The sequence below is a fragment of the Psychroflexus torquis ATCC 700755 genome, assembly GCF_000153485.2.
Classification (GTDB): domain Bacteria; phylum Bacteroidota; class Bacteroidia; order Flavobacteriales; family Flavobacteriaceae; genus Psychroflexus; species Psychroflexus torquis.
This window is the reverse complement of the sequence record NC_018721.1, coordinates 2,393,489-2,417,522: the sequence shown is the minus strand read 5'-3', so window position 1 is coordinate 2,417,522 and position 24,034 is coordinate 2,393,489. Positions and strand designations below refer to the sequence as shown.

17 protein-coding genes and 1 pseudogene are annotated in these 24,034 nt (G+C 35.3%); 13 read left to right on the top strand and 5 right to left on the bottom strand.

What is annotated here, in order from left to right; translation table 11 throughout:
- The first annotated feature begins 141 nt into the window (after window positions 1-141).
- A complete protein-coding gene (locus tag P700755_RS10280; RefSeq protein WP_015024604.1) occupies window positions 142-663 on the top strand; it encodes a DUF4304 domain-containing protein in 522 nt (173 codons plus the stop codon).
- 73 nt (window positions 664-736) lie between these two features.
- Window positions 737-1,729 (top strand): DUF4837 family protein, encoded by a 993-nt coding sequence (locus P700755_RS10275; protein ID WP_015024603.1) that lies wholly within the window; start codon window positions 737-739, stop codon window positions 1,727-1,729.
- A 95-nt stretch (window positions 1,730-1,824) separates the two neighbouring features.
- On the opposite strand, the pseudogene P700755_RS19980 reads toward P700755_RS10275, so the two are convergent.
- Window positions 1,825-2,208 (bottom strand): annotated as a pseudogene (locus tag P700755_RS19980) (IS1595 family transposase); the annotation flags it as partial.
- Between the two features lie 964 nt (window positions 2,209-3,172).
- Between P700755_RS19980 and P700755_RS10270 the strand changes: the two are divergent.
- From P700755_RS10270 to P700755_RS10250, 5 genes are all read left to right on the top strand, one after another.
- A complete protein-coding gene (locus P700755_RS10270) occupies window positions 3,173-5,116 on the top strand; it encodes a S9 family peptidase (RefSeq protein ID WP_015024602.1) in 1,944 nt (647 codons plus the stop codon).
- Window positions 5,117-5,424: 308 nt separating this feature from the next.
- The gene (locus P700755_RS18760; protein WP_015024601.1) at window positions 5,425-6,054 is read left to right on the top strand and encodes a hypothetical protein; all 630 of its coding nucleotides are present in this window, start codon (window positions 5,425-5,427) and stop codon (window positions 6,052-6,054) included.
- A 126-nt stretch (window positions 6,055-6,180) separates the two neighbouring features.
- Window positions 6,181-6,399: a hypothetical protein gene (locus P700755_RS10260; protein ID WP_015024600.1), complete on the top strand. Its 219-nt coding sequence runs from the start codon at window positions 6,181-6,183 to the stop codon at window positions 6,397-6,399.
- Between the two features lie 551 nt (window positions 6,400-6,950).
- The gene (gene uvrA / locus P700755_RS10255; protein WP_015024599.1) at window positions 6,951-9,488 is read left to right on the top strand and encodes an excinuclease ABC subunit UvrA; all 2,538 of its coding nucleotides are present in this window, start codon (window positions 6,951-6,953) and stop codon (window positions 9,486-9,488) included.
- A gap of 563 nt (window positions 9,489-10,051) precedes the next feature.
- The gene (locus tag P700755_RS10250; protein ID WP_041758304.1) at window positions 10,052-11,320 is read left to right on the top strand and encodes a porin family protein; all 1,269 of its coding nucleotides are present in this window, start codon (window positions 10,052-10,054) and stop codon (window positions 11,318-11,320) included.
- 124 nt (window positions 11,321-11,444) lie between these two features.
- Here the strand turns inward: P700755_RS10250 and P700755_RS10245 are convergent, their stop codons facing one another.
- Together P700755_RS10245 and P700755_RS10240 are read right to left on the bottom strand one after the other, a co-directional pair.
- The gene (locus tag P700755_RS10245; protein WP_015024597.1) at window positions 11,445-14,159 is read right to left on the bottom strand and encodes a carboxypeptidase regulatory-like domain-containing protein; all 2,715 of its coding nucleotides are present in this window, start codon (window positions 14,157-14,159) and stop codon (window positions 11,445-11,447) included.
- 49 nt (window positions 14,160-14,208) lie between these two features.
- Entirely contained in the window at window positions 14,209-15,054 is an 846-nt protein-coding gene (locus P700755_RS10240) for a GLPGLI family protein (protein ID WP_015024596.1), read from the bottom strand.
- Window positions 15,055-15,214: 160 nt separating this feature from the next.
- Here P700755_RS10240 and P700755_RS10235 point away from each other — a divergent pair, with 160 nt between their 5' ends.
- Window positions 15,215-16,300 (top strand): L-dopachrome tautomerase-related protein, encoded by a 1,086-nt coding sequence (locus P700755_RS10235; RefSeq protein ID WP_015024595.1) that lies wholly within the window; start codon window positions 15,215-15,217, stop codon window positions 16,298-16,300.
- A 73-nt stretch (window positions 16,301-16,373) separates the two neighbouring features.
- Window positions 16,374-16,664, top strand: coding sequence for a hypothetical protein (locus P700755_RS10230; protein ID WP_015024594.1), 291 nt, complete (start codon window positions 16,374-16,376; stop codon window positions 16,662-16,664).
- Between the two features lie 261 nt (window positions 16,665-16,925).
- On the opposite strand, the gene P700755_RS10225 is transcribed toward P700755_RS10230, so the two are convergent.
- Window positions 16,926-17,822: a zinc-dependent metalloprotease gene (locus P700755_RS10225; protein ID WP_015024593.1), complete on the bottom strand. Its 897-nt coding sequence runs from the start codon at window positions 17,820-17,822 to the stop codon at window positions 16,926-16,928.
- A 191-nt stretch (window positions 17,823-18,013) separates the two neighbouring features.
- Between P700755_RS10225 and P700755_RS10220 the strand changes: the two genes are divergently transcribed.
- From P700755_RS10220 to P700755_RS19975, 3 genes are all read left to right on the top strand, one after another.
- On the top strand, window positions 18,014-18,433 hold the full coding sequence (locus P700755_RS10220; RefSeq protein WP_015024592.1) for a hypothetical protein: 420 nt from the start codon (window positions 18,014-18,016) through the stop codon (window positions 18,431-18,433).
- 228 nt (window positions 18,434-18,661) lie between these two features.
- Entirely contained in the window at window positions 18,662-20,491 is a 1,830-nt protein-coding gene (locus tag P700755_RS10215) for a DUF885 domain-containing protein (RefSeq protein ID WP_015024591.1), read from the top strand.
- A 308-nt stretch (window positions 20,492-20,799) separates the two neighbouring features.
- A complete protein-coding gene (locus tag P700755_RS19975; protein ID WP_211206080.1) occupies window positions 20,800-20,943 on the top strand; it encodes a VOC family protein in 144 nt (47 codons plus the stop codon).
- 200 nt (window positions 20,944-21,143) lie between these two features.
- Here the strand turns inward: P700755_RS19975 and P700755_RS10205 are convergent, their stop codons facing one another.
- Window positions 21,144-22,370, bottom strand: coding sequence for a metallophosphoesterase (locus tag P700755_RS10205; protein ID WP_015024590.1), 1,227 nt, complete (start codon window positions 22,368-22,370; stop codon window positions 21,144-21,146).
- A gap of 588 nt (window positions 22,371-22,958) precedes the next feature.
- Here P700755_RS10205 and P700755_RS10200 point away from each other — a divergent pair.
- On the top strand, window positions 22,959-23,936 hold the full coding sequence (locus tag P700755_RS10200) for an IS30 family transposase (protein WP_041758579.1): 978 nt from the start codon (window positions 22,959-22,961) through the stop codon (window positions 23,934-23,936).
- Window positions 23,937-24,034 lie beyond the last annotated feature (98 nt).

Below are 24,034 nucleotides of genomic sequence, written 5' to 3'. Positions count from 1 at the left end.
GATATCTAAGCCAATTTTCAAAAAGCACATGATAAACATCCATTCCGAAATTTACGGTTTTACCGTAACATGTTTACGGTTAAACCGTAAACCAAATTCAAAAGTCTCTTGTATTTTTGCCTTAGTTAAATACTTTTAGTTATGAAAGCAATTGAAATTTTAAAAAAAATGAATACTGAAATCTTGGCTCCTCTTTTAAAAGAAGCAGGTTTTAGTAACGATGGTGATATATGGTGGAAATCTACTGAAGAATTTTCATTGGTTTTAACCCTTCAAAATTATTGGTGGTCGACCGATGATAAGATTGATTTCAGAATTAACTTAGGTTTGATGATTCCACCAATTCATGAAAAATCTAAAAAAAGACCTGAAATCACAGAACTTGCGGTGTGTGTATCTCAAGATTGTTATTTGCCAGAGAGCATTCAATTTCATAAATATAAAAACAGCATTGGGTATTGTATCAAAAACGGCGATAATGTTAAGGAGTTTTTAGAATTGATACAACGTGACTTTGAAAAATTCATTATGCCTCAATTATTAAAGCAAAAGACCCTTGAAGATTGCGTTGACTTTTATAAAGATGTCCCATTCTGGAATCAAAGATTAAATAGATTTATTGAAGAACAAAGATTCAAACTAATGAATAATCTTGCTGGTTAATAAAGTTTAGTAGTGTAAATTGAATTTTGGAACGATATTCGATAAGTTTATTTCAATTCAAAAAAACTTCAAAATGCAATATACATTACCTAAGACCATTAGCGCAAGCCTTCTCGCCCTCTCCATTCTACTCGTTTATTCTTGTAATGACAATAAAACCTCTGCTTACAAAGCAGAATCTTCTGGAAACCTCAATCAACTTTCGGTTATTATTACCAATGAAGATTGGCAAGACTCCATTGGAGAAAAGATAAGAGAGATTTTTGCAGCAGATGTTGATGGCCTCCCTCAACAAGAACCAAAATATGCCTTGCGCCAAATCCCTCCAATGGCTTTTAGTGGTTTTGCAAGAAAAAACAGAACCTTTTTAAAAATTGAAAAATCTAAAGAAACGGGACATCAGATTTTGTTGGACTCATTTGCAAAGCCTCAATTTGGTATTGCTATAACTGGCTCAAATCAACAAACTATAATTGAAGAATTGGAGCAAAACAAGGACTCTTTCCTGGGAAAATTACATGATACGGAGCTAAAAGAGAAAAGGAGACGCATGAGCAAAGCACCAAAAAAGGTGGACGTCTTGACAAAATCCTTAGGAGTTTCCATGTTATTCCCATCAGCTTATCGATATGCAAAACAGGAGGATAACTTTTTTTGGATGCGGAAGGACATCAAGAATGGCAGTATGGAGTTATTAGCTTACGAAGTTTCAAAATCTACAATTGAAAGAAATGGAGACATTATTGCTAATGTGATTAAGATGAGGGATTCTGTTGGGAAAAATATACCTGGCCCCACTGAAGATACACATATGATTACCGAAGAGGCCTATGCTCCTTATTTATTTGAAACCGAAATCGATGGAAAATTTGCTTATGAAATCAAAGGAACCTGGGAAGTAAAAGGTTTTTTTATGGCAGGTCCATTTTTAACTTATGCTATTCGAGATGATAAAAATGACAGATATGTGATTTTAGAAGGCTTCGTATTTAAGCCATCCTCTTCAAAAAGAAATCAAATGTTCGAAATTGAAGCCATCTTAAGATCCGCTAAATTTCAAGATTAAAAATGTCGAGCCATTTTATAGTCTATCACAAAAATATAGCTCGTTAAAAAATGATTGAATCAAAAATATTAGACTAATAAAAGTCAGACTTTTTTTTAGTTAATGGCTCTAGTTAAGGTGCGCGTTGATATTAAGTTTTCATATCTAGATTCGATTTGATCATACCGTTTCAATGTAACTAAAGCGATTGTTTTCTCCACAAAGGCATTGGCTCTATCGCTTCTAGACTTTATGTTTTCCTTTATTTGATACCAATTCATGTATTGTTGTAGATATTTTGTTGATACTCCCCGAAAGGTATTTTCAATCCATTTTTAACTCTATTATGAGTAGAGTTAACGTGTAGTATGTGATATTTTCCTTCTACTCTTTCTCTTTTTGATGCATTTACGATGTGGAACTCCATTTCGCTAACTTTAGCAAACCCTTTATAACTGTGATGGGCATCGCTACAATATGGTTATATCCTTTATAATCTTCATCAGTTTTAAATCAATCAGCGAATTCTAGAAAATTTTGACCCTCTTAATATGTTCATAATTTAATATAATTACTAGCATTAAAATCGGGGTTTATATTGTGACCTCTACAAATTTTTTAAATGATATGATCTCTATTTGATATTCAGATTTAAATGCTCATTCCATATGCTTTCTTAAATCCACACTTAAATGGATTCTGAGGGTATTGTAAATATAGACTGCATGTTTACTCATTTTACAGCTCATTGAATAATACCAAATTATATTTATAATGCCGTATGAATAAATTGAATTATACTACGACGTAGCTCAGCACAGGTTTTTTGATTGATTGAAATCGAAAAAATAAGTAGCATAGACTTAGCTACGGTAATTATTTTTGATGAAAAGCAGGCGAAAAAAGCCTGTGACGAATTTGTATCGGTAAAACGATTTATTGCGTCATTATAGGTCTAATTTGGTATAAAGTATGATTGCGGGAAAAAGGGGATTAAAAAGTTGCGGTAAGATAGCGAGTAGCAATTGAAAAATTATCACAGGCATTAGGATTAGAATAAAAACATTGCCAACAAAGAACTCAGGTGAAAAACAACACTTTTCGTTATTAATTTTTGATCCTATTCCTCTAGGTTTACAGATTTATAATTGAGATTTTCAGATTTTTGCTGGCTTATCCTTAAATTATTTTTCACCCAAGAGTCTATATGTATCTCTCATCTTAGGATGAGCTTAATGTCCCACTTGCAAAAGACCTATTTCAACAGCTTAAGACAGACCGCTATTAAAGACAGTTTTACTATCCTCTTTAGCTTCAAGCCTACTTGTATTCACCAACAGTTGAAAGGTTTTTAGGTTTCCTTTAATATGTATTAGAATTAGATAAAAACCTTCACAAAAAACAACACATCAGATAGTAATTTTTAATAGTGTATATTTATTTCGTAATTTAAAGATAATTGATATGAAAACAACATTTCTAGGATTAGGCTTATTAGTACTCCTGTTTTCTTGTAAAGAAGACAAAACAGACGAAGCGATGGTCAATCGCGAAATCAAGCAATATACTATTGAACAATTTATGAATAACGAAGCTATAGGTGGTGGAAGTTTTTCATCGGATAACAGTAGCTTACTCATTTCCAGTAACCGCTCTGGTATTTATAACGTGTACACTGTTCCTTCTGAAGGAGGAGAAATGAGGGCGATTACAACCTCAGATAGTACTTCGATTTTTGCAGAATCTTATTTCCCAAATGACAATAGAATGCTATTAAGTGCCGATGGTAATGGGGACGAAATAGATCATTTATTTGTAAGGGATTTGGAAGGAAATATAAAAGATATCACCCCAGATAAAGAGGCGAAATCTGCTTTTTATGGCTGGTCAGACGATGACCAATATCTGTATTTTGGCTCTAATAAGAGAAATCCGAGTTATTTTGATGTTTATAAAATGTCTATTGATGATTTTTCTTCAGAACTGATTTATCAAGATGACAGTGGACTCAATTTTTCAGGAATGTCTAGTGATGAAAATTATTTTGCACTCACCAAATCTTTAAATACAAATGATAGCGATTTATTTCTTTATGACGTAAAGACTGAAGAAATGATTAAAATCAATGAAAATCAAAGTAAGAACTCGTCTCAAGATTTCTCGAATGATAATTCTAAATTCTATTACACGACCGACGATGGTGGAGAATTCTCCTATTTAATGTCTTATGATTTGGCTACTAAAGAGAAGAAAAAAGTTCTGGAAAAATCTTGGGATATCATGGGTAGTGGTTTTACGTCCGAGGGAAAATACATGGTTGTTTATGTGAATGAGGATGGTAAAAATGCAATTCAAGTTTTAGATTCCAAAACAATGGAACCTATTGATTTGCCAGATTTTAAAGATCAAAGTATCACAAGTGTTGGTTTTAGCGATGATGAAAAATGGATGCGTATGTATGCTGGTGGGTCTAATTCCCCTTCAGATTTATATACCTATAACATAGAAACGAAAGAGCAACATAAATTAACTGATGTTCTTAACGAGGCTATAGATGTTGAAGATTTAGTAACCGCAAAAGTAATTCGTTTCAAATCCTTTGATGGTGTTGAGATTCCGGCTATCTATTACTTGCCACATCAAGCATCTGTAGAAAACAAAGTGCCCGCTATGGTTTGGGTTCATGGTGGTCCTGGCGGACAATCACGACAAGGGTTTAGTTCTCTTATTCAATATATGGTCAATCATGGGTATGCCGTTTTAGCGGTTAATAATCGTGGGAGTAGTGGTTACGGTAAAACATTTTACCAAATGGATGACCTCAACCACGGTGAGAAAGACTTACAGGATTGTGTAGAAGGTAAAAATTGGTTGGCATCGCAAACTGAAATTGATGGCGACAAAATAGGTATCATTGGAGGTTCTTATGGTGGATACATGACCATGGCAGCATTAACTTACACTCCAGAAGAGTTTGATGTGGGCGTCAATCTTTTTGGGGTGACCAATTGGATAAGAACATTAAAGAGTATACCACCCTATTGGGAATCTATGAGAGAATCCTTATACCTAGAACTAGGAGACCCTTTTACAGCAGACTCTATTAGATTAAAACGCATCTCTCCTTTATTTCATACCGATAAAGTCACTAAACCATTAATCGTTTTACAAGGCGCTCAGGATCCTAGAGTATTACAAGTAGAAAGTGATGAGATTGTTGCTGGTGTTAGAGAAAATGGTGTCCCCGTGGAATATGTTTTATTTGAAGATGAAGGTCATGGTTTTGTTAAAAAGGAAAATCAAATAGAGTCCTACAGTAGAATTCTAAAGTTTTTAGATAACTACCTTAAAAATGAAAATACACCCTCTGAGAATAAGACCGAAACTACCGAAATTGAAGATGTTTAAAAAAAGAGCTCTATAATCAAAATATAGTAGCACTTGGAATTAGACAATTATCGCCTTTAGCTATAGATACTTCTCTGAAAAAGGGAAGTAATAATTAAACCTGTAGAATTAGTTTTAAAATAGATGCCTCTAAAAAAATGATTATTCAATCTGAAAATTTAGTTTGATTCAATGTAACACGAGGTTCTAAAATAAATACCGTTTAAACCATTCAAAATCAATACCCTATAATAGATATATTTTATACTGAAGATTTAAATAGGATTTATTCGAATGTTATGCTTAAAGACAATTAACCCTCGTAAAATATGAACTCTAACCCAGATTACATAGGTCTGTCATATCAATTTCTGAACCTTGCAAAAGAGGCAATCAACGAAATGGAAAAACAAGGCAATAGAAATTTTATACTTTCTGACGCAAAAGAGGATAAGGATGATTCGTGGAGTGAATATGAAAATAATACCAGATGGAATGACATGAATGTTGGCGTACCTATTCTCTTTAACTTTTATCATGGCTTAGAATTAATGATGAAAGGTTTAACCCTTGAAGTATCGAAAGATGTAAAACTTGATCATAATATTAAAAGTATCTATAAAAACCTTGCTTCAATGCAAGATGGTATTTCGCATGAATTAATATCTCTTTTCTCTAAATACATAGGTGAAGATTCACCTTTTCAACAATTTTTCAAAGACAATGACTCTTCCCCAAAAGATTTTTTCAATGTCTTAAAGTACCCAGAATCGAAGAAGAAAACTCGGTTTTCATTTTCGACGATTAGGAGTAATGAAGATAATGGGTTAAAGAGATTTATAGAAATGATATCAATAATATTCGAACTGAAATTATTAGATGGAACACAAAGCGATTATGAGTATAACACGCGTTACAACCCAGTGCAGGTCTGCGCTTCGAATTATCGTTCAAACTGAATAAAACTATTATTATCTTCGAAAAACAAATACTAGTTTTAAACTAGACCGCTGTGTAGGTCAAAACCGTTATGCTTCATTCATAAAATTCCTCTAGAAATGTGAGTTTGAAATAAAGTTATGAAAATGGACAATAATACATTCAAAATAGAACTTGTCAAGCTGATATTAAATATAGACAATAACAACTTTATCAAAAGAATAACGGCTTTGATTAATAATGAAAAATCAGACTTTTGGAAAGAATTGACTAAATATGAGCAAGCGAAAATTAAAAAGGGAATTGAGCAGTTAGATTATATAAAAAGGACTTCATATAAGGAGATTCTCAAAAAGATTTCTTGATGGAGGTTTTCATTTGGGAACTTGCCGAACACAAAACCAAAAGACTCATCGAATATTTATTGCAGGAATGGAGTTATAAGGTTAGAAGGATTTTTTAGAATAATTGACTACAAAAATCGAACAGATTTCGAAGTATCCTGAAGGTTGTCAAAAATCGATGGAATTTGGAGGAATCTATAACTGCGATGTCACAAATCAAACGACCTTTTCTACCGAGTAAATTTTGGTAAAGAAGAAATTGAAACCATCACTCTTTTCGAACAAGACAAGATCCTGATAAACTAAAAAAGCAACTGGAACAGGAACGAAAGCACAACAATGGCTATAACAAATAAGACGAAAAGTAACATATTTAAAGTCTAAGGTGTGTTTACGAAGATCATCAAATTTTTAAATTTGGATTATTGAGAAAATTTAAAAATTCGGATCTGTGCTTAGCCTATAAAGTGTTTGTCTCCGTAAGAACAAGACCCTTAATCATTAGAATAAATGACCTCTAAACTTGAATGCTATAAGTAAGGTCTTGGTATATTTTTTGATCTAGGACGCGCATGGGACAACCGAATGAAAATAAGACACAAAAACAGGGCTTTGTAGGTATACATGGAGCACGCCAACATAATCTTAAGAATGTAACTTTAGATATTCCCCGCGATGCATTAGTCGTATTTACCGGGGTTTCAGGATCAGGTAAGTCATCGCTTGCTTTTGGCACTCTGTATGCCGAAGCTGAGCGGAGGTATCTTGAGTCTGTTTCGCCGTACGCCCGCCGACTTTTCCATCAAATGCCTATCCCAGAAGTCGACAAAATCGAAGGTCTTCCCCCAGCCGTTGCTCTACAGCAGCAAAGAGGTTCAGGCACTACGCGATCCTCAGTTGGCTCCGTGACTACATTGTCTAACTTGTTACGCATGTTATATTCCCGTGCTGGTGATTATCCAGACGGACAGCCTCTTTTATATGCTGATTCATTTTCAACCAACACACCAGAAGGAGTTTGCCCTAAATGCCATGGATTGGGTGAAATACACCAAGTCACTGAAAAAAGCATGGTCCCCGATGATTCCTTAACGATAAGAGAAAAAGCCATAGCGGCATGGCCCCCAGCTTGGCAAGGGAAAAACCTTCGCGACATTTTGACCACTCTCGGCTATAATGTGGATATCCCTTGGAAAGATCTTCCCAAAAAAGATCGCGACTGGATCTTATTTACAAACGAACGCCCACAGGTACCTGTATATCGTGACTTAAGCCGAGACGACGTAAAACTTGCCATCAAAAGTAAAACTGAACCTAGTTATAAGGGCACGTATACGGGTGCGAAAAGACATGTTCTGCACACTTTTGCAAATACGCAAAGTACGTTGATGAAAAAACGTGTGTTGCAGTACATGATCAGTAGCGAATGCGATTCCTGTAAGGGTAAACGTTTACGTCGCGAATCGCTTTCTGTGACTTTTGCTGGTTATGATATTGCCGACATTTCGAGATTACCTCTAGAGAAATTACTTTCTATTTTTGCTCCTTATGGTGATGGCAAGGCGCCTGCTTTGCTTAAATTAACCAAACAGCATCAGGAAAAAGCAATAGTAGCTCAAAGAATCGCCGAAGATCTAGTGGCGAGAGTCATTGTTTTATTGGAATTGGGCTTAGGCTATTTATCCTTGGAGCGCAGCACACCTTCTCTTTCCCCAGGGGAACATCAGCGGTTAAGACTAGCGACCCAAGTGCGGAGTAATTTGTTTGGTGTGGTGTATGTATTAGACGAGCCTTCTGCAGGATTGCACCCTGCTGACACGGAAGCTTTACTAAAAACTCTGGATAGATTAAAAGCTTCTGGTAATTCACTATTTGTTGTTGAACATGAGTTAGATGTGATTCGTCATGCCGACTGGATTGTAGATGTAGGTCCGGATGCTGGCGAAGGTGGTGGTGAAATTTTATACAGTGGACCACCGGCCGGTTTAAAAGACAGTAAACGGTCCAAAACCAGAGAACATCTTTTTAATGATCTGCCTTTTAAAAAGACCACACCCCGAAAGCCTAGTAGCTGGTTGAAATTAAGTGGAGTAACCAGAAATAATTTAACAGATCTTGGAGTATCATTTCCTTTAGGAGTTCTAACGAGTGTCACTGGAGTTTCAGGCTCAGGCAAAAGCAGCTTAGTGAGTCAAGTATTAGTTGAATTAATGTCCATAAAATTAGGAAAGGGCCTTTTTAAAGAAGAAGACGAAGAGGTCTTACAAAAAGATACCGTAGAGACGCTAGGTGGAGAAATCATCGCGGGTTCAGAAGGTATCAAACGCATGGTGGTGGTCAATCAGAAACCCATTGGGAGAACACCGCGCTCTAATCTGGCAACCTATACTGGCTTGTTTGATGTTGTACGGAAATTATTTGCTTCAACAAAATTAGCAAAAGCACGCCACTATAATGCCGGTCGCTTTTCATTTAATGTGGGTAAAGGTCGTTGTCCCAATTGTGATGGTGAAGGTTTTGTGATGGTTGAACTACTCTTTTTACCAAGTGTCTATGCGCCCTGTCCAGTTTGTGAAGGTGCGCGGTATAATCCCGAAACCTTGGAAGTTACGTATCACGAAAAAAATATCAACCAAGTTCTTGACATGACCGTAGATAAAGCAGCCGTGTTTTTTGAAAAAGAAGACCGAGTCAGTCGTCCCCTCAAGGTGTTGCAGGAAGTAGGTTTGGGTTATTTACGTTTGGGCCAGCCAGCAACTGAGCTTTCCGGCGGAGAAGCACAGCGAATTAAACTTGCTACGGAACTCCAACGACTAAGCCGGGGAAATACACTTTATATTTTAGATGAACCCACTACGGGCTTACACCCAACAGATGTAGAAAAATTACAACTCCAATTGGCTAGATTGGTGGATGCTGGGAATACTGTAATTGTAGTAGAACACGATATGCAGGTAGTTGCTGGAAGTGATTGGGTTATCGACATAGGTCCTGGAGCAGGAAAAAAAGGTGGAAAAGTGGTAGCAGAAGGCACTCCAAACGAAGTTGCCAAAAACAAACTCAGCAAAACCGCAATTTATTTATCAAAAACATTAAACGGTCACCCATAATTCTAAAGAATACTTCATCCCAGATTGCCTTTTAAATATTGTATAAAGGATCTTAATTTTTTTTTGCTACTGTAATTAAATAAACGGTCAAATAGTACAGTAAAATAAGATTCTAGGTCTCTTTAAATTTCTTAACACTAAATAAAGTCTATGAATTAACCACGTAGATTGATTTTAATCTTAACATATTTCAGGACAAGACACTTCAAACGATAAAAAATGAAGCCACCTTAAAATTGGTTCTTATGCCAAGACTATAGGTTTATGTCAAGCCTTCGCTAATCTGCTACCTTGTGTTGATAAATTGATAATAGTTTTGGGCTTGTACTTTCCGAGGATTCGGTGAGCAAAAGGCACAGGACACTTGCCTTTTAAATTTAAAAATAGAATTAAAACTGCATCATCAGCTATGATTCTGTGGAGTAAAAGACGTTATTTGATTCAAAAAAAATTAATAAAGAACAAATTTTGTATTATCGGACTCTCAACCATGACTATTACATATTACCTAAAATTTGGCTTTTGCAACATTAACTAAAAACAATCTATAATTTAAAAAACGTATGAAAACGCTTACAAAATTTACAATGGTATTATTATTAACCCTTGTATTTTCGCCATCCTATTCTCAACAGAATTATCTTCCTGGCTACATTATCAAGAAAAATAAAGACACCATTAACGGAACTATAGATTTTAGAGATTGGGATAAAACACCAGATGAAATAAAATTTAAATCTAATACCATAAATAATCCAGTGGCATATAAACCTTTGGATATCATTGAATTTGGAGTAGAAGATCAAATATATTCCAGTGGAATTGTAGAAACAGAAGTGACAAAACTAAGCACCAATGAACTTAAGACTTCTACACAACTAAATATTAAAATTGATACGACGTTTCTGCAAGTCTTAATTCGAGGTGATAAAGAATTATTTTACTATAAAAACAAAGACTCACGACAAAATTATTACATAAAAAGAGATGGAAAGTTTGATTTATTAGTTCATAAAAAGTATATACAAGAACAAGGAACAACTGGTAAAAATGTAATTGTCGAAAACAATAGATATCTAGGTCAATTGACTTTATATCTTAAAGATTGCCCCACTATAAGCTCTAAGCTTAAGAACACCTCATATACGGAGGGGAGTTTATTCCGGCTCTTTAGATATTATAATGAATGTACATCCGTTGACATAACTTTCCAGAAAGAACGAAAGAAATTAATTATTGAAGTGGGTGCCCTCGTTGGAGCCTCTTTAACTTCTTTAAAATTAAGTGGTTCCGAATTTCCAGAGCTTACTCGTGTAGACTATCCACAGTCTGTAAATTTTGCAGGAGGGATATTTTTAGACTTGATCTTCCCTAAATATCAACACAAATGGTCTATAAATAGTGAGTTATTTTACTCTAGTTATAATGTTGAAAATCAGTTTAAAGAGGTTTTAAGTGGTGAGAATAATTTTAGCACAACGACTACAGAATTTGCTTATTCCTATATAAAACTCAACACTTTAGTACGTCTTAAATACCCTGTTGGTAATATGTTCATCTATGTAAATGCGGGTGTTTCTAATGGCTTCTCAATAAGTGAAACTAATTATCTGAAAGAAGAAATTGTTTTTAATTCCAGGGTGAGCATAGTTGAAGGAAGAGCTCTTCCTTTAACAAGAAACTATGAGCAAGGGGTTCTATTTGGAACCGGACTAACGTACAAGAGATATTCTTTCGAAGTTAGAACTGAAATAGGAACTGGAATTTCTAAATATATAGAGTTAAGCAGCACAACAACCAGATTTCAATTTTTGCTTGGATATAAATTCTAAGGTGGAAAAAATAGTTTTATAGAGGTCTTAATTAGCAAATTAAATAAAGAGCAATTTCAGGATATTCTTGATAAGTTGCTCTTTTTTTTGGGTAAAACAGAGTCTTAACCGCTAACTCTATATATTACAAGGTATACACAAACCTAAACGTGACAAATCTAGGCTGAATAAAGGTTTCTGAGCTAAATACAGAAATATTATTTGCGCTGTTCCTAACCTGAGAATCGATATCCAAAAGATTAGTTGCTTTAATTTCGTATTCCCACTTAGCATCTCTATCTTTTCTGTAAGAAAGGCTAGCATCCCAGTTTTGGAAAGACTGTGACTCACCATTACCGAGGTCTTGGTTGGTATAAGAATAATTGGTCCGGAAAGTCACCTTTTTCCAGATATAAGCGTCGAAGTCTATGGAAGGAGCGTTTGTTATAAACTTGGTCTCTCGGCTTCCTTGGTCATTATTAGTGATGCTGTAGCGGTAATTAAAACTCACATTTGGAGCTACTTTAAAGTTTGTACGAATCCCAGGGGTATAAGTTTGGGTGAAGCCTTCATTAAGCGATTGCAAACCTTGGATAAACTGGTTGATTTTACTATAGTTAAAACTAGTGTTGATTGTTGCTCTTACTTTCCCAAAGGTTCGCTGAACACGCCCAAAGACACTCACGTTTTCATCTGCAAAACTAGAATTGAAGAAAGTGCTGGTTCGGATAACATTCTCAAAGTTTGTTAAGCTCCGTATTTGATCGATATTACTGGAATATGCTGCTCTGGCAAACACATTGGTATAGTTGAAAAGGTTGAAACTGCTGTACAATAAACTTATGTTATTGGACAAGGCATTTTGGAGTTCAGGCTCCCCAAATTGAATACTATTGAAGCTGTTCAATACTAGACCTTCAGCCAATCTTGTCACATCCGTAAATTGATTACGCATATCATATTTCAAAGTCAAAGACTCACTCTTCTTAAACTGAATTCGAGTTTCAAAATCTGGTAAAAACCTAAAGAAATTATCCTCGTAAGTCACTCCAAATTGTGTGTTCTTGTTTCCATAAGCATGAACAGAAAAGCCGGGAGTAAATGTGAATTTGCCCACTTTCACCCGATAATGGACTCCTAAATAAATATCGCTAAAATTATACTGTACATCGTTAGTAGCCCGCCCATTATTGAAAGTTGGTGTGGGTGCAAATTGAGACCCATCATCAAGAAATTGAAAGATATCAGAATTGAAGTCTTGACGACTTAAGATAGTCCCCAATGTAAAATTGATATTGCTTTTCGTATTGAGGATATTGTAGTAGTCCAATTTAGCATCCAACTGATTGGACTTGATACGCCTGTCTTGCGTCAAATTGTAGGTTTGCAGTGAGGTATCCAGACCTATGGCTTCTGCTGTGGTATCGAAGGGGTCTTCGCTATTTGGGTCATTCCCTAAACGAGCATTGTAAAATGGATCTTCATCTTTTATCAAATGCTGAGCCTCCAAAGCAAAAATATTATTTTCATTAAGCGTATAGTAATAATTTAAATTTTGATTAATACTGTAAGGGTTAACCTCATCCACTTGGGTTGTATTTCCTATGACTGAAGAAAGTATGTTTTGGTCTTGAGAATCCTCAGAAACACGCGCCAAAACATCATAGTCTAATTGATTATTGAAGTTTGGTTTGTAAGAGGCGCTAAGTTTTAATAAGCCTTGGTTAGACCGTTCTTCACTAGATTGCTCTGTTCGTTCATCGGGAATACCAAGATCTGAATTGGTATATTGGACAAAACTGTTTTCTTTGGATAGAATGCGACTGGTATTGTAAATAAGAAATCCACTCAAGTCTAAAGACTGCTTTGGAGAATAACTAAAGTTACCGGTGGCCAATTTATTTTCTATTTTAAGGGCATTGTCTTGATTGGTTAAGAAATTAAGACTGTTATCTCCAAGATTTATACTAGTTCCACTATTACTACTTGGGGCCCTAAAACCTCCACCAAAACCTCTAATATCCCTTCGCGTTAGGGCAGCTTCTCCCGTATTATTTATGTCTCCTATAAAATTAAGGCTGTACTTGGGACTGTAATAGAATAATTTGGGCTGAACCAAATACAACTCATCCTCTGGAGATGTTCCTGCTGCTGCAGTTATATTACCAAACCAAAAGCTTTCCTTTCCATCTTTCAGTTTGATATTCATCGCCACATTATCTTGGTTATTTCTCACCCCACTTAGCTGGCCCACTTCAGAATAATTTCTCAAGACTTGGATCTTATCGACAGCTTTCGAAGGAATGTTTTTTATAGCTAATTTGGTGTCCCCATCAAAAAAATCTTTGCCGTTTACCATGAGCTTATTCACCACTTTCCCTTCTACTTCGATCTGGCCGTTTTCATTAATCTCTACCCCTGGTAAATTTTCAAGGATATCTTCCAGCTTTCGTTCGGTACCATCGCTAAAAGAATCCGCATTGTAAATAAGAGTATCTCCTCTAATGGTCACGGGCATTTCGTAACTTATCTCCACTTCATCTAGAGATTTATCTGTTTGAAGGGTGTACACTTTTGTAATATCATTTTCATCAGTGGTCAAAACCTCTTCAAAAGTCTTCATACCAATGTAACTCACTTGTATTTTATAGCTGCCATTTTTACCAAGCTGTAATTTAAAATTACCATTAGCATCCGTAATACCATAAGACTCCAGACCACTTGTTGCTTGATTTATAGCTACTACATTGGCTAACTCCAAAGGAGTTTGTAAGCTATCTTTAACGACACCTTGTAATTTAACTTGGGCAAAAGTGCAGGTGGTTGCAAGAAGTAATGCAACACAAAATATTTTATTCATAAATTTGTGTGAGGTGTAAGTTGAGTTTTATCTATCAATTTAATTTGGATCAACTTCTTGGTCGGCCTCTATTGTTTCTCATCTCAAGCATTTTCTCTTGAATCGTTGCTTGATAATCATTTTTCGTGATCTCTTTACCTTTATCTGGAGCTTCAATCTCTATCACCTCTTCTGGATTTATGACTATTTTAGAACACAAAATGACAGTATTTCCCGCACTCACCTCTAAAATAAGACCAGGAAGTCCCCAGTATTCTCCAGGACCATGGCTTACTGGAATTTGAAGTGTGTACCAAGCTTCTACCTCAGTTGTTTTGATCTCTAATTCTTCAGTTTCAACAGCTGTTGAATCAGTTTTAGCTTCAGTATTCGTTTCTCTTAAGTCTCCCCAAGAAAAATTGTACCACTCCAATTCATCGGTTGGTATTGAAGCCGTTGCTTTAAAACACATATATTGTCCTATCGATTTAGACTCAGCCCCCAGCTTCCATTCAATAGCTGCTAACTTATCTTTCACTAGAAATTTCTTGCCATAAAATTCTTGACTTTGAACTAGGGCCTTTTGTTTTACATTTTTGTATTGCTCACCTCTTGTAAAATTATCACCCCAAGAATCTGTGGCTCCAGAAATCGCATCTATTTTCTCGTCTTCATTAAACACAGACTCTTCTTTATTGAAATCTAAAGTATACGTCTTTTCCAATCTATTCTTTAAACGGGCTTGAATTTGTTTTTTTTGACCTTCGCTCATTCTAGCTCCAAAACTTCCTAACTCCATCTTGGCTTTAGAAGAATAAATCGCTTGCCCCTGAAACTCCTGAGCATTTAAATTAGGCGAAAATAACAATAATGCAATGAAGACTAGACTACTAAATTTTAAGAAAATTGATTTCATAATGCGTTTTTAAAATAAAATGTCAAACGAATGTAGAATAATGCAAAACGCGTCACCCTATTTTGTAAAAATATTAACAAAGTAAGGAGCAGCTTTTGTTCTGATAGCTTTTTAGTTTAATTAAACTTCTGTATATTTTAAAATATTGAAAATATTAAAGATGAAAATAAAAACACTAAGCCTTTCAGTTATTATTCTACTTCTGTCTTGTAAAGATGTGCAGGAAAGGGATAATAAAATGGATGAAAAAGCTAATTCTAATGCTATCACAGAAGTTGCAAGTTTTAAAGGCCAACAAGTCACTGGAGTCACTACAACTGATAAAGGACGCCTTTTTGTGAATTTTCCAAGATGGAGAAAAGGGGTCAAAAATTCTGTAGTGGAAATAATTCCTAATTCTGACCCTGAAAGCTATCCCAATGACCTTTGGAATTCTTGGGAAATTGGCGAGCCTATTACAGAAAACAAATTTATTGGAGTTCAATCTGTGTTGGCTTTTGAGGACAAGCTATATGCCTTGGATACCAGAAGTCAATTGTTTCAGGACGTAATGGATGCTCCGCGTATTTTCGTTTTCGATTTAGCCACAGATACTTTGTCTAAAACTTATATATTAGAAGAGGCAAGCTATTATAAGGATTCTTATATCAACGATCTTAGAGTAGATAAGAAGAATAATAGAATCTACATAACAGATTCTGGCCATCCTGGATTGATAATTGTAGATATTGATTCTGGAAAAACCAGAAGAGTACTGAACGAACATAGCTCTACCACCGCAGAACAATCCTATTTAACTTTTGGTGAAAAGAAATGGGAGAACACCATACATTCTGATGGCATTGCTTTAAGTACTGAAAGTGAACGCCTATTTTATCATGCCCTCACTGGGTATAGCCTGTATTCTATAAGTACGGATGCGTTAAAAGTCGAAGACGACGAACCAATTGAAGATCAGGTCACCTTTGAAACTAAAACAGCCGCCCCCGATGGGATGATTTTCGATAGAGAGGGGAACCTCTATTTTGCAGACTTAGAACACCATAAAATTCAATATAGAACACCCGAAGGCAATATTCATGACCTTGCAGAAGGGGAACAGATCCGTTGGGCAGATACCTTTAGTATTTATGAAGGCTATCTTTATTTCACAAATTCCAGAATTAATGAAGTGGGTGCTGATATCTCATCGATGACCTTTAGCCTTCATAAAATAAAACTTCCTTCTTCACAAGAAGCTCATTAAATAAATATTAATAAAAAAATGATTCAACGCAACCTATCCACATATAAAGAGTCTTCTTAGAAACCAAATAGTTATGAAAATCAAATTTTCAGCCTTAATTATTGTTGCAATTTTATGCTCATGTATCAACGATGATGATGATGATGTCACTCAAGCTACATTGGAAGGAGATTGGAAGCTCGTCCAGATGTCGGGAAGCATTCCAGATTCAGAAACAACAGGCTCGGATATGGAGTGGCAAGAGTCCTATCGTTTTTTTGAAGATGGCAACTTTTTAAAAACCAGAGAAACTGAAGAGAGCGTTGTAGAGCTTACAGGAACTTACCGTTTCAATGATGACCAAGGAAGTTTAGAGCTCACCTAAGCAGAAGAGAGTCAGATCATAGGCTCTTGCCAATCTGATTTAAAAGAAAATCTGTTTTTTAGCTCTAATGATGTCTTATCAAGTACGTGGAACCAGTGTGATGGTCCAAGTCTAGATTATGAGAAAATCTAATACCTGCTTACTAAAATTTACCCTATAGAATATACCCAAATTTATACGTGATGATTGCCCATAAAAAAACCGTCTCCACTCTGGAGACGGTCTTAAAGGCTTAAATTCAAAATAACTATACTCTTTTTCTTAGTATAGGAAATTCAAAGCAGTCACGTCGTTAGAATTAAACTCTCCATCTTCGTTATTACTAAAACAGGCTAACATGATAGACGTTGGATCAAATCCTTGTGGAGTTCCCGGAATGTAGTTTGCACCTACACCAGCGGTTCCTTCATTGGTATTTTGTCCACAACTCTGGCGACTAAAAAAATCAGTGTGTCTAAAACCTACAGAATGTCCAATTTCATGAGTGATCACGTGCTCAATGACGTTGGTATTGTAGTTACTCAACCCGAAAATCTGAACAAATTTGTTGGGATTTCCATTACTAGGAAAACCTGCTGATCCTCCAGCACCACTAGGGTTGTTTACAGTATTATTATAGACTACCATATCTTTGTTTTGATAGTTGGTTCCAAAAGTAAGATTGAAATTGATATTCAAATTCAGTCGGTTATAATTTGCAATAGCCCAACTCAAAGCTGTTCTCTCGTTAGAGGTTAAGGCTTGACTTCCACCCGTATAACCAATTACAGTTATAGTTTGAGGACTTACTAAGGCGTTAGTACTATATTGTTTATTATGGATATCCTCATAACCCTGGAAATCTAGTCCGCTAAGTTCCTCTAGAGACATCACGATATCTCCTTCAATTCGAATCACCTCGCGCTTCTCACCACCAGGAAGAACCATTTCTTCACGTTGGGCTCCCAACGCACTCAAATGGTTTTTAGAAATTAAGTCTAAGGTAGGTTGATCTAAATTGGAGGGAGTCTCTGATGTATTGACTCCTAAAATAATTCTTTCAGAGTTATCAATTTGGTTGGTATCCAAAACCTCTTCGCTTGTAACTTTGTCAGCTTCACATGATCCCAAAAGCAATCCGAAGACCGCTGGGACAATAAATAATCTTTGTAATTTCATAATTTTTAATTTAATTTAGTTAGAAATAATTGCGCAATTATTCATTTATATTGCCCTAAAATACTTTTTAATGTTGTTATGAGTTAATTAATTGTAAAATTTTTAGTTTTATTTAACAAACGCCTATTAATTAAAGTCGCGATTTATTTGGGAGAATTAATATATTTATTTGAATCATCTAAAAAAAACTCATGAAACTCATCCTTCCATCTTTATTTCTAATCTTCTGCACTTTAACTGATACTTATTCGCAAATTACAGCCTCATTTTACACCAATAGTTCAGGCTCAAAATTTGCTGTTGGTTATAATATCAATGAGAGGTTTTGGACAGATCTTAGAATTTATTCAGATACTTCTATTGATAATATAACCCCTGAGATTGTCATCAATCATAATATTGTGACTAAGACAAGTTATGATGTTTACTTGGGTGCTGGTGCCATCTTAAATAACATTAATGGCGTTGTTATTCCAATTGGTATTGGCATTAAACCTTTTGAAAATCTAAAAGATCTATCTTTTAATATCGAGTTTAATCCCATTTATGAATTTGATCTCGATAACTTATTTGTGAGAGGATTTTTAGGAATACGTTATAAATTAAATTGATTTTTGTTTGAAAAATATGCAGAGCACTTCATCACGTATAAAAAAGAAAACTATAGCTCTATTTAATTCCATAATTCAACAGAAAGCTTAACTCCAAATTTTTACATTAACTTCCCCACTAATAACATTTTATAAAACTTGTTTAAAATTAAAATACATTATAATTAACCCACTATTTTAAACACCTATTAATTTAAGCTAAGACAACATCCATAAACCCTTACTCCTATGGCATTTTTAAAAGTAAAACATGTATTGGTCCTGCTCCTCATTATTGGATATTCTTGTGATAAAGCTCCAGAAAAAGAAAAAACTCCAAACGAAGACCTCAACGCTTGGTTTGAAGAAAAATACGAAGAATCTCTCCAAAAAAGCCCCTTAAAGCTAACGTCTTTAGGAATAAAGGATAAATATGATCAAATTGATGATTTAAGTCTTGACGCTCAAATCGAAGATGCAAATTGGATGCAGGAGAGTGTTGACGAACTCAAGAAAAATTTCGAGTATCAATCTCTTAATAAGCAAGACCAAATGTCCTATGATATCTGGCTTTACCAAAATGAGCTTCTTCAAGAAGGCCTAGAGTATCAAGATGTAGGGTATGTCTTCGACCAAATGACAGGAATACATACGCAACTTCCTAGCATGCTTATCAACTTTCATAAAGTAGATAGCTTAGAAGATATGCAAGCTTATGTTAGTAGAATTCAAGGAACGGCAAGAGCAATCAATCAACTGGTCGATAGAGCAAAATCTCAAGCTTCCAAAAATATTCTTCCGCCTAGATTTGCTCTAGAAACTGTCTTAAATCAGAGCAAAGCTATTGTCACAGGGCAGCCTTTTCAAGACACAGAGGTTAACTCCCCTTTATATGACGATATGCTGAGAAAAACTGATAGTCTTTTAACTCAAAATAAAATAGATGATCAACAAGCTAAGGAGTTAAGAACAGCTTCAAGAGAAATGCTGCTTAAAGTATTTCAACCTGCCTATAACAATCTCATCGCTTGGACAGAAAATGAAATCCCAAATGCTTTAGAAACCCCTACAGGAGTGAGTCGGCATCCCAACGGAAAAGCCTTTTATGACTATACACTTAAAACATCTACCACGACATCACTTACGGCAGATGAAATCCATAACATCGGCCTAGAGGAAGTAGATAGAATCCAAAAAGAAATGCTTAATATCAAAAACGAAGTTGGTTTTGAAGGTGACTTGCAAGAGTTCTTTAAGTTTGTAAATGAGGATGAGCAGTTTTATTTTCCAAACACCGACGAAGGTCGTCAAGCCTATCTTGATGAAGCAAAACAATATATCGATGAACTCACCAAAAAACTACCAGACTATTTTGGTATTTTACCAAAAGCTAGTTTACAAGTAAAACGCGTAGAAGCCTTTAGAGAGCAAGATGGTGCTCCACAACATTACAACGCGGGAACTCCAGACGGGTCCAGACCTGGCACTTATTATGTTCACCTTTCGGACATGACATCTATGCCTAAAACCACTATGGAAGGCGTAGCCTATCATGAAGGCAATCCAGGACACCATATGCAAATTTCTGTAGCGCAAGAGCTAGAAACCGTTCCAAACTTTAGAACACAACTAGGCTACAATGCTTACGTAGAAGGCTGGGCTTTATATTCTGAAAAACTTGCTAAAGAGATGGGAGGATATAAAAACCCGTATTACGATTTTGGACGACTAGTCAATGAAATTTGGAGAGCTATAAGGTTGGTAGTGGATACAGGACTGCATTCCAAAGGTTGGAAAGAAGCTGAGGCCATTCAATATTTTAAAGATAATTCTTCCATCTCAGAAAATGCTATAATAGCAGAAGTTCAGCGTTATATGGTCATGCCAGGGCAAGCTACAGGCTATAAAATTGGCATGTTAAAAATTCAAGAGTTAAGACAACGTGCAGAAACTCAACTTGGCGATCGATTCGATATCCGCAAATTCCATGATATCATCTTAGGAAGTGGGGCTTTACCCTTAGAACTTTTAGAACGACAAGTGGACTCTTGGATCGAAGTGACTAAACAAGAATCATAGTTAAGGTAGAGATTTTCTCAATACTTAAATTTTAGGATAGATATAAAATAAATCACAACATGCTGAATTGAAGAACAGTGGTTCTTATATTATGGAATAGGACGTCTCTCAAAACACTCCTATTATACCAAATTATATTTATAATGCCGTATGAATAAATTGAATTATTTTTTGATTGATTGAAATCAAAAATAACTAGCATAGCCTTAGCTACGGTAATTATTTTTGATGAAAAGCAGGCGAAAAAGAAACGATTTATTGCGTCATTATAGGTCTAATTTGGTATTATAGATGGAACCAGCATTCAGATGAGTATCGATATGGAAAATGACAAAAAGGCGAAAGCACTATTTGAAAAGCTTTCTCCAAGTGGGGAAATCCGTACCGACTTTCAAAAAACCAGTTATGAATTTAATAACGGTAGCGTTTCCGATCAATATGGTACCCATTGAATGCTAAATTCTAAATAACAAAAACGTTTTCTAAAAGCAAACAAAGCAATCTCAAATCTAATTAAAGTATCATTCTGAATGTATCATGCAGCCAGACTAATTTCAGAATTTTAAATTATGGATAGTCAATTATTTAATAGACCTTAAAACTCCAAAAGTTTCGGGAAAAGGTAACTACTTAAATTTTGAAACCACTTTTTTTACACCTCAGTCTTTGATTTTCGCTTCAATTTAATAACGGTCACTTCTGGCCATATACCAACTCTACCTGGGTAGGCCAAGAAGCCAAACCCCCGATTGACGTTAATGAATCGCTTGGCATTTTCATATATTCCAGCCCATTGCTCATAGCGATATTGAACAGGACTCCACTTGAACCAACCTGGGATTTCAATCCCAAATTGCATTCCATGGGTATGGCCACTCAATGTAAGTTGAACATCTTTCTTATGGTGTTGAATGACTTCGTCCCAATGAGAAGGATCATGGCTCATCAAAATCTTAAAGTCAGCAGCCTCTACCCCATCAGCAGCTTTTTCAAAATCCCCTGCTTTTTTGAAACCTCCTTTCCCCCAATTTTCAACGCCAATCAAATGTAATTTACTATCCCCTCTTACCAATTCTCTGCGTTCATTTCTTAATAAATCCCAACCCAAGTCGGAATGAACATTTACAAGATCTTCAAAATTTTGTTGCTTATCAGTTTGACTTTCAAAATTATAATAATCGCCGTAATCGTGATTTCCCAATATAGAAAAAACACCATCTTCCGCTTTCAATTGACTAAAAAGAGGGGTCCAAGGTGTCATTTCATCAGCTAAATTATTAACGAGATCGCCAGTAAATAAGATCACATCAGACTCCTGTTCATTGACTAAGTTGATCGCGTATTCAATTTTTTCCGTATTATCAAAACTTCCGCTATGGATATCACTCAGTTGGGTAATGGTATAGCCGTCAAAAGCTTCAGGAAGATTATCAAATTCCAACTCATAGGACAATACCTTAAAGTTATACTTACCCTTGTACATCCCATACAAAAGTGAAAGGAAAGGGATAGCTCCAAGTCCAAGAGCAATAGTGCTTATAAATTTTCGTCGAGAGGGTAAGTTTTCTGTGGATGTAGTGAATAGTTTACGGTAAGCATAAACCAATAAACGAATAATATCTTCACCAAACATCCAGAACACCACACTCAACTTCAGTAAAAGTAAACTTAAGAAAATGCCACCCATATAAGCTCGAAAACCAGTAAGCGAGACATTTGGACTTGACTCATAGAAGGAATAAATCAACAGTCCTACCACAACAGCGGTGATGCCAGTGTAAATCCCAAGGCTCCACCAAAATTTAAACAGGGTTTTAAAGGCTTGAAAGGCATAGACCTCAATAGCAAGAAGGATAATAATAGGGACAATCCAGCGCATCTTTTTTTTTGCAAATATAGTTTTAGCGGTTCTTCTAGTCCGCTATTTAAACAAAGTTTTAGAGGCGTTTATTCTGAATTTAATCCAGCAAGATTAACTATTCAAAAGACCACTGTTACATTCTCTTAAATTAATGCGGATGTCGGGTACCGTGTTCCGCTGAAGGACTTTTTGAAGCTTCAAAAACATGATGATAATAGCGTATTAAAAATGTCTGTTAGATTGGTTTCAATGAATATTTGCTTAAAAAAATTCATTGAAATTATATCGAGAATGCTTCAGATAAAAAGAAACCTCTCGATACATTAGTGCTAAAAAGCATGTAATTATTGTCATTTCGAGTTTTTTTCTTGACTGAATAGGAAAGAAAAAAATATCGAGAAACAAATTTAAACATGAATTCAAAAGCCTTCAACAAAAAACTTAATATCAGCTTTCTTATAAGCTTGAATTCAACTAATAAATGCAACTTTTAGATTTGATTATTATAGCTACTTTTTCAAAACAAGAAAGAGGAAAATATTCCTCTTTCTTGTTTTGATGGAAAGGTTATTTTTACAGCATCAAATCGCCAAAAAAGAAGTTGCAATGAGTCACCTTACCAAAGAACAAAGATATACAATATCTGTAATGCGCAAAGAAGGCTATAACCATAGAGCTATTGCAGAAAGTATAGACAAAGACAAGTCAGTAATTAGTCGAGAGCTAAAGCGTAATAAGGATCAAAGAAGCGGTGAATATCGCTATGAATTAGCTGTGAAAAAGTGTCGCGAGAGACATAAAACAAAACCTAAACAGATTTGTTTTACAAATGAAATAAAAACAGCTTCAGAAAGGCTTTTAAAGTTAGATTATAGTCCAGAACAGGTAGTAGGGATATTAAAGAAACACCAAGAACCTAGTGTAAGTGTTGAAACACTTTATCAACATATCTGGAATGATAAAAAACATAAAGGAACCCTACATAAGCATCTAAGACATCAAGGCAGGCGTTATCGTAAAAGAGGCGCAGCAAAGGATTCTAGGGGTATTATAAAAGACAGGGTAAGTATAGAAAAACGACCTAGTAAAGTGGAGCTCAGAGATCGCTTTGGAGATCTTGAAGTGGATTTGATAATAGGTAAAAATCACAATCAAGCTATTCTAACAATTAATGATAGAAGCTCTGGAATGCTTAAAATGAAAAAAGTTCCTTCTAAAGAATCCAAAGGGGTAGGCTTAGCAATCATAGATTTATTAGAGGATTGGAAACCTTATTTGAAAACTATTACAGCGGATAATGGAAAAGAGTTTGCAGACCACCTTGTGGTAGCGCAAGAGCTAAATATAGATTATTATTTTGCAAGACCTTATCACTCCTGGGAACGGGGTTCAAACGAAAACCTAAACGGACTGATAAGACAATATTTACCTAAAAAAACAGACTTTACAAAAATCACTGATTACCAAGTAAAACAGATACAAGAGAAATTAAATCTAAGACCTAGAAAAAGGTTCAATTATGAAAATCCTATATTTGTAATGGATCAATTATTATTTAACCCAGAAGTTGCATTTATGACTTGAATCCGGCAAGTTTAAAAACTTGATAATATGTACTTATTAAAAATGTCAGTTCGAGTGGTTTCAATGAATTTTTGATTAAAAAATTCATTGAAATTGTA

Coding starts and splice junctions, on each gene's coding strand:
- P700755_RS10240 (WP_015024596.1), bottom strand. CDS start 15,054: ATGAAATCAATTTTCTTAAAATTTAGTAGTCTAGTCTTCATTGCATTA.
- P700755_RS10280 (WP_015024604.1), top strand. CDS start 142: ATGAAAGCAATTGAAATTTTAAAAAAAATGAATACTGAAATCTTGGCT.
- P700755_RS10200 (WP_041758579.1), top strand. CDS start 22,959: ATGAGTCACCTTACCAAAGAACAAAGATATACAATATCTGTAATGCGC.
- P700755_RS10250 (WP_041758304.1), top strand. CDS start 10,052: ATGAAAACGCTTACAAAATTTACAATGGTATTATTATTAACCCTTGTA.
- P700755_RS10235 (WP_015024595.1), top strand. CDS start 15,215: ATGAAAATAAAAACACTAAGCCTTTCAGTTATTATTCTACTTCTGTCT.
- P700755_RS10245 (WP_015024597.1), bottom strand. CDS start 14,159: ATGAATAAAATATTTTGTGTTGCATTACTTCTTGCAACCACCTGCACT.
- P700755_RS10270 (WP_015024602.1), top strand. CDS start 3,173: ATGAAAACAACATTTCTAGGATTAGGCTTATTAGTACTCCTGTTTTCT.
- P700755_RS19975 (WP_211206080.1), top strand. CDS start 20,800: ATGAGTATCGATATGGAAAATGACAAAAAGGCGAAAGCACTATTTGAA.
- P700755_RS10215 (WP_015024591.1), top strand. CDS start 18,662: ATGGCATTTTTAAAAGTAAAACATGTATTGGTCCTGCTCCTCATTATT.
- P700755_RS18760 (WP_015024601.1), top strand. CDS start 5,425: ATGAACTCTAACCCAGATTACATAGGTCTGTCATATCAATTTCTGAAC.
- P700755_RS10220 (WP_015024592.1), top strand. CDS start 18,014: ATGAAACTCATCCTTCCATCTTTATTTCTAATCTTCTGCACTTTAACT.
- P700755_RS10205 (WP_015024590.1), bottom strand. CDS start 22,370: ATGCGCTGGATTGTCCCTATTATTATCCTTCTTGCTATTGAGGTCTAT.
- P700755_RS10230 (WP_015024594.1), top strand. CDS start 16,374: ATGAAAATCAAATTTTCAGCCTTAATTATTGTTGCAATTTTATGCTCA.
- uvrA (WP_015024599.1), top strand. CDS start 6,951: ATGGGACAACCGAATGAAAATAAGACACAAAAACAGGGCTTTGTAGGT.
- P700755_RS10275 (WP_015024603.1), top strand. CDS start 737: ATGCAATATACATTACCTAAGACCATTAGCGCAAGCCTTCTCGCCCTC.
- P700755_RS10260 (WP_015024600.1), top strand. CDS start 6,181: ATGGACAATAATACATTCAAAATAGAACTTGTCAAGCTGATATTAAAT.
- P700755_RS10225 (WP_015024593.1), bottom strand. CDS start 17,822: ATGAAATTACAAAGATTATTTATTGTCCCAGCGGTCTTCGGATTGCTT.